Source organism: Pseudomonas sp. MF06569, assembly GCF_059862735.1.
The window spans coordinates 245536-252589 of sequence record NZ_JCBCUZ010000005.1; the positions used below are offsets into that span (position 1 = coordinate 245536).

6 protein-coding genes and 1 pseudogene are annotated in these 7054 nt (G+C 55.6%); all 7 read right to left on the bottom strand.

Annotated elements, in window-relative coordinates; genetic code table 11:
* Nucleotides 1–98 precede the first annotated feature (98 nt).
* Complete coding sequence (locus AC19YQ_RS07965; protein WP_500594883.1) at nt 99–2741, bottom strand: DUF5906 domain-containing protein; 2643 nt, start codon at nt 2739–2741, stop codon at nt 99–101.
* Between the two features lie 328 nt (nt 2742–3069).
* Complete coding sequence (locus AC19YQ_RS07970) at nt 3070–3255, bottom strand: helix-turn-helix transcriptional regulator (protein ID WP_500594884.1); 186 nt, start codon at nt 3253–3255, stop codon at nt 3070–3072.
* A 209-nt stretch (nt 3256–3464) separates the two neighbouring features.
* Nucleotides 3465–3767: a hypothetical protein gene (locus AC19YQ_RS07975; protein ID WP_500594885.1), complete on the bottom strand. Its 303-nt coding sequence runs from the start codon at nt 3765–3767 to the stop codon at nt 3465–3467.
* Between the two features lie 321 nt (nt 3768–4088).
* On the bottom strand, nt 4089–4346 hold the full coding sequence (locus tag AC19YQ_RS07980; RefSeq protein WP_500594886.1) for a helix-turn-helix domain-containing protein: 258 nt from the start codon (nt 4344–4346) through the stop codon (nt 4089–4091).
* 98 nt (nt 4347–4444) lie between these two features.
* Complete coding sequence (locus AC19YQ_RS07985; protein ID WP_500594887.1) at nt 4445–5137, bottom strand: hypothetical protein; 693 nt, start codon at nt 5135–5137, stop codon at nt 4445–4447.
* Complete coding sequence (locus tag AC19YQ_RS07990; protein ID WP_500594888.1) at nt 5134–6495, bottom strand: tyrosine-type recombinase/integrase; 1362 nt, start codon at nt 6493–6495, stop codon at nt 5134–5136. Before AC19YQ_RS07990 ends, AC19YQ_RS07985 begins: the two co-directional genes overlap by 4 nt.
* A 413-nt stretch (nt 6496–6908) precedes the next feature.
* Nucleotides 6909–7054 (bottom strand): annotated as a pseudogene (locus AC19YQ_RS07995) (IS3 family transposase); the annotation flags it as partial.

The following is a 7054-nucleotide window of genomic DNA, read 5'->3' on the forward strand; positions in this document are numbered from 1 at the left end:
CGTTCGGAAGACGCAAAAAACCCGCTCAGTGGCGGGGTCATTGGGCAGCGTATTGGGCTTGGTTGTGAAGACTGGGACGCAGTGTACGCAAGCTACACTCAGTCAAATGGATGCTCATCGCTGTCGTCTTGGGATTGCTGCCCGTGACGGCTATCAGCCAGTACAAACATGGCGTCGGCTTCAAGGTGGACCCCAGACCGGGCCTTCTGCTGCTCAGCAACAACTGCGGTGTTGTCTTGTTCAGCCCACTGCGCGTGATTGCGAATAATCCAAACACGCTGACCCTTGCCGCCAATCTTGATCTGCCGACCAATGTTGATCGCACCCAATTCTTCTAGGGCGCGGCGCATCGAGGCGTTGATGTTGGGGGCCAGTCCTTCGGACATTACGAACGCAGCATCGGTATTGGTGATGATATCGGTAGGCCAGCGCTCCACGATTTCGTCTGCGCGATGCTGGGTAAGAGACTTGGATGCGCCGACCACAGACAGCTTGGCACTGTTCATAGGTGGTCGCTCGCCCGGCTTGAACTGGCTGACATCGCGGGTCTTCAGAAATTTGGCCACCGCATTGATGAACTCAGAGTCGTTCAGCGCGGCATACAGCTGGGCATAGGTCTCCGGGGAACGCGGCGCGTCGTTGTGCACCATCACGCGCCAGCGGCGGTCAGTATCGCCGATCGGCAGGGCGTTCAGGTGGTTGGAGAACACCAGCCAGCGGCAAGCGTTGTACTCACGGTACTGACGGCCAAATTTCGGGTTAATGTCGCGGTACTCGGCATTGACCAGGCTGCGCAGCTTGTTGGTGTGCCGGTAGCTGTTCTCGCCAGCGCTCTCCTGCACCTCGTCTACGATCGCCAGGACACGTCCAGACAGGCAGCCGTTGTAGGCGCTATCCAGCAAGGATGGCAGATCGACGTTCGGCGCCACGTAGCCGCGCCATACCCGAGCTAGGACCGAAGCCAGCCAATTCCGGCCGCAGCCGGTATGATTCGCAACGTGCAGCCAGCCGTAGTGCGGCAACTCGCCTGGCTTCTGCTCCAAGTGAGCCAGCCAGTCGAGAAAGACATTGCGCTCGGTAGCGTCTGCGAACAGGTATTCGACGTGTTCGAGGAACAGGCCGATCTCAGCCTTAACGTCCCAACGCTGCATTGGCCGCCAAGTATTGACCGCCTTCTTGCCTTCGGGGTCCGAACAGATGTGACCGGCACCTGCACGGAATGTGCGGGTCATCGCATTGCGGCGCTCGGGATCTTTCTGCCAGAGCACGGCATTCGGGATCGGTCTTTTCATACCTTCGCTGGGCTCGTAGGTGGTCGACTTGGCGGTAAGGCCGCGCACCTCCTTAAAGCTGAGGAACATTGCGCTGGTCGGGGTGACGTAGGCAACTTGCTCTCCCTCAGCGATCCAAACCAAGTTCTGAACCATCTCGTCCAGCTCCATTTTGGACGGGAACATATCCCCGAACTCATCATTCTGCAGGCGCCCGTTTTCTTCCTGCTGAAGGCGACGACGCTCCTCATCTAGACCAACATAAGGTGCGGTGTCAGCAAACTGTTGCTCATCCGATGCGCGATTCTGCTGGAGGTCTTGCTCGCTCTCAAAAAGAGGCGAGTCGTCCGCCACAGGGCAGGACGGCTCAAAGACTTGCATTGGCTCATCTTGCACAACCTGGCGAACGGCCAACACGGATTCAAACTCCGCCACTACAGCTTTGCGACCGCGATGCTCCAACAAGTCATTAAAGTCGGTAGGGCCGGACCATTTACCATCGGCGCCCAAGGTGCCATCGGCGTGCACAAATGGTGGCGTCGAGATCAGGCCGCCGACAACCTTTGCTGCCAATCTTGCGTGGTGCACGCCAGGGTTCGCGATGGGCTTGGTGGTCCACTGGTCGTTGTCGGCCGCTAGGATGATGATCGCGCCCCGCTTACTGTCACGAATGGCCTGCGCCACGGGCAGCAGGTTGCCAACGTCGAAGGTGACCAGGACCAGGTGACCGGTAGCCTCATGAATGCTTGCGCCAGTAGCGTAGCCTTCGCAGATGACGAAAACCGGGCAGCCATCGACCATCTGCGGTTTGCCGATCGCGTGAAACAGTCCTATTTTCGCACCGTTCTTCAAGAGATCCTTATCCCGGGTGCCGTTGTTCAAAATCTTATCTGGAAGGATGGCCTGCAAACTGTGGATCTTTCGGGTCTTGTCGCAGATCGGCACCAGCAGCGCTTCATTGGTCACCGTACGGACTTCGCCAGTTTCCTCATTGACGAATTCCCACTTGCCCAGGCGCAGGCCATGGGCCTTGACGCCCTTGCGCTTGAGGTAGGGGTGATCATCGGTAGCCGGTACGGCCGCATTCCAGATGTCATTGGCGCGCTCAGAAGCCGCATCATGTTCGGCCTGTCGCCGAGCAGTCTGCGCGGCCTTGCGCTTATCCCAATCGGCTTGCTGGGCCTTTTGCTCGGCCGCTGTCATCGGTTTTGTATGGCGGCCGGCTTTCCAGGAAAACTTATGGTCGCCATGGCGCTTATAGCAGCCAAACTGGCCAACAGGATTTTGGTCGATATGAAGGATTGCCCAAGCGTTCTTGCTACCGACCTGGTCGCCCTGAGCGTGATAACGATGCAGCTTCCCATCGGCGATGAGTTCATCGGTGATGACAATACCTTCTTTTTTCATCTCACCAAGGAACTGGTCCATGTAGGACTGATGAGTCACAGGAATATGGGAAAGGGCATTCATACGGACGCCGCCTTGCGAGTGCCGCGACGTGCATAGCAGGCGACCACATCCAAGAGGTGCATGAGCGTGCTGATCGGAAATGCGCGCCCTGTTACGGGGCAGATCCACACTACTGGCAGACCAGTGTCCAAGCCATCGGGGCGCTTATCCCTGAGCGCCTTTGTCAGACCGTATGATGATCCGGCGACTTGAAAGTGATGTCCATCCGAACCGAGAACATCGCAAAGTGCCAGCTCTTGGCCGCCGCAAAACTTGATAACGTCGCGTAGGAACTCGCTGTTGGTGCAGTCGAATTCTTCGGGCTCGCGGCGCACACGGTCGTCTGGGATTATTGTTGGGCGCATTTCGAGCGCTCCTTCAGATATTCTTCCAGCGTTGCCTTTTCCCAGCCCAATGTACGAGCTGTCAGCTTGATCGGTCGAATAAAGCTACCTGCTGTGACCATGCGCTCCAGCGTTCTACGAGAAACGCCAAGCATCGTGGCAACTTCCTCGGTGCGAATAAATTGGTTCATTGCGGATCCTCATGCGAGCTTGATGTCGATTCACCAGATGTCGCATTGTGTGCGTCACGACGGCCTACAATTTTGAAATTCAGGCAAAAGACCACTTTGGGAGTAACGTTACGAACGTCAGTGCGAAAACTGCCAGCTAGGTCATGCTTTGATCAGCATGGTTTGCCGGGGCAGTGTGGATATATGGTGACGTAGGACCGCCAAAGCATTCACAGCCTGACTCCGAAGTGCGCAAGCACGCCATTAGGTTCAAGTTCGTATCGCTGGCCAGCCAGAATGCGACCTGTCTTGCGCTCCTTGATCCGGATCCCACCCATGTTATTTGGCCCGGTGCCAATGCCATCGGCCGAGCGCTCCAGCATGCAGCCAAACTGTGTAGCTACTTCCACAGCCCTATTCAGAAGCTCAGGCGCCCAGTCTGCAATTTCTTGCTCGGCAAGCAGGCGGTCGTACTCGTGCCAGTCATTACGAGCCCCTGCATCCACGATCTTTTGGAGTTGGTCGTCGGTCATTTGGCACTCCCGCTCAGAGCCGTTTGTAGTGCAAACCCGTCGATCAGCGGCGAGTACATGGCTTCAGGTGTATGCGACGCCTGGCAGCAATTGCCAGAGGCGGCATGGGGGCGAGTTTGGGGGTATTGGTGTTGCATATCGTTGCACCTTCCCTCGACTTTGAGGGGAGTGGTTTGCGTAGAGGGTGATCGACTGGGAAGCGCGCCGGTGCCCGTAGGGGTCCACTACTCAGACCATAAAACGGAGACCTGCTACTCACGCCGATTGATTAAGATCGGGCCTGCAGAATGCTGGCAATTAGAATCATGTCGCCACGAGTGGCTAAGCGGTGTGACCGGCAGTGCGGCTGTCGATAAATTTGGCGAGGTCGGCCAAGCGGTAGCGCACTAGGCGGCCAACTTTGGCGAAGGGGAGGTCGTATCGCCCGGTGGAGCGCCAGACCGCAAGCGTGCTTGGCTTCACGCCGAGAGCTGCGGCCGCCTGCTTATCGTCAATCTGGTTTGGTGGCCTGGAGGGGTCGTAGCCGAGAGCTACTGCTATTTCAATTTTGATAGTTTCGATGTTTGTTGTAATGGTCATTCGGAAAGCCCCGTGTTGATTGATGTGTTGGGGCTATGATCGGTAAATTGAAATGAGCTGCGTCCTATTAGGGGAGGGCAAAACCCTGATAGTGACTATTAGGATTTTCGGTCGCTATCGGCGCGACTCTTTGCTGCCTCAAGAAATTTCGCGATCGTTCCCTTGCCGGCTGGCACTTTGGCGCAGTGGCGTGCTGCTGCCTCTATGATGTTTTGCTCATCCGCATGTGGTTTTATCAGTCGGTACCCAGCTTCGATTGCCAGCACGTACACCAGCCGTTCAAGCGAGGCACGCTCGCGCGGTTCTAGCGGTTTTTCGCGCCGTTCAGTCAGCTCGCCCTCTAATGCCAGACTCTTGATACGTTCCTGCTCTAATAATTCCTGCAGGTGGAGCAGTTCGGAACTCTCTGCCTTGTAGCCGAGCAGTCGATCAATCAGTGCTTCCAATGCCAACGGAGTGAACCACAAGGAACGTTCCATCAGGTCGATTGATGTTTCCCAAGACAGACCGTCTGCCTCGATTGTTATCGCAGCTTTGAAGTCATACCAGGGGTCGCTTTTGCGAGCGCTAAGAATGATCTGCGTGCCACTGACATCTCGTCGACTGTGACCGTGCCGCATTGAGATTCCGGTCTGTGGCAAGTCAACCGTAGCCGGCGTGCCTAAATCGGCGCAAGTCTGTGTTAACTCAAATGCGTTGTACTGTACGTTAGCTGCTTCTGCGACTGCCTGGATTGCCTCCCATTGGTCAAGTCGTGTCCGCACCAGGTATTTCGTAGGAAGGCGACTCATTTGGCTGTCTCCATTGGGGAGGGCTGTGGTGTGCTAGGGATCTCTTTCGGTCGGCCAGCATCAAGCATTGCAGTGGTTGCGGTGTTCACGGATTGGCGAACCGGATCAAGGTCCAGTCGAGCGTAGACCGCTGTTGCCTGTTGCGTTTTGTGGTTCAAGCTCTTGCCGATGATGGCCAGTGATGCGCCTGTTTTCGCCTGCCAGCTGCCTAGAGTGCGACGCAGATCGTGGATGCGCAGATCGGTCATGTCATAGCTTGCTAGGTGAATTTTTAGGGAGTCAGCAAGCGCTCGGTAGTGTTTCTCTGCTTTGGCAGGTGCGGCTGCAAGCAAATGCTCCGCATGTACACGCTCTTCAGGAGGCATTTTTCCTTCCGCTTGCAACTGATCCAGTAAGCGGCGAATGCTGGCTCGCTTCAGAACCGTGGCCCAGGCTTTTTTCGGTTCGACTAAGTGGCCGGTCTTACCAAAGCTCGGAAAAACGAAGGGAGATGTGTCGATATGTTTTCGACGCATTCGCAGTATGTCGATGGCTTCAGGTGAGAGTGTGACGTTCTGCGGTGTGCCATTCTTGGTCATCGACAAGCGCCATACACCCTCATCGAGATACAACTCACGCCATGTCATGGCCTGTACGTTTGAGCGCCGAGCGCCAGTCAGCAGGGCGATCAGGAAGAAATCGCACAGAGTTGATTCATCAATGGCAGTAAAAAGGTGGGGAAGCTCATCTGCGAGGGCAAATCGGTCGCGGGATGGTGCTGGGTTTTTTTGAATGCGGTTGGCTGGATTTAGACCGGTGAAAATCTCGAGGTCGGCGGCAAAGTTGAAGACCGAGGAGATCAAGATTACCGCTCGGTCCGCTTGCGCGTGGCTGACTTTACTTGCCTTGGTGTGGATGGCCTTCACTTCGCTCCGTGACACGTCGCTGAGCTTCCGATTCTTGATCGGGCCAAGGTAGATACGACTGACGTCGCAATAATTGCGCTTGGTTTTTTCGGTCAGCGGGGTGCCATCCCGCTTCTTCCTTTCCGCTAAAAAGCGCTCGAACATTTCATAGAATGTAGGTTCGCCCCGGACGGCGCGTCGGGCCTTTGCGGGGTCTGCTCCAGCGGCAAACTCGCCAAGGATCAGTGTGGCTTCTGTACGCGCTTGCTCGACTGTCATGTCTGGGAATGTGCCGAGCTTCACCCATGCCATAGACGTTCCTGCGCGCTTCACGACATAGAACGACTTTGATCCGCTGGCGGTCACTCGTACCGCCAGTTTGGGAATTTGCGTGTCGTACACAGTTAGGCGTTTGCCTGCTTCAGGGAGGGGAAGTGCCGCCACGGTGGTCTTGGTGAGTTTGAACCTTTCCATTGATCATCAGCGCCTATAGTTATCTGTTCTGGGCTATCACCCGGCTAGCATGGGCTATCAAAAATCGTGTAAATTGGTGATAGCCAATGAAGGCAAGTATCCGCTGAAGCCCTTGTTCTGTATAGGTTGAACAAGATTGGTAAAGGGTGGTGCTTTGATGGACCTTCAAACTCCTAAGGGGAAGGTTGCAGGTTCGAACCCCGCCTGGGACACCATATATTTAAGGCCTCTTAGGCAGATCGGTTGTTCTCAGCATTGGGCTGTGACAGCAGGATGGCAGCAGTAGGCACCAAAAAACCCTGTCTGAGGAAACTTGGACGGGGTTTTTTATTGGTTCGAAAGCGCCAAGTCGTTAAAAAGCTTGGCTACAGCGTCGATTCTAAGTAAGGCCTTTAGGGGGTGTCTTGTAGTGGTCAACTCATCCCGGACACAGTTTTGAGTTTTTCTTCCGTTTTCGCTGGGGCCAATCCATCGTTAAATTGATGAGGTCGGATCCAGTTGTAGTGATGCATCAGGTACTGGCTAATATCTCTCTGAGCCTGGTGGCCGGTCATGTAGC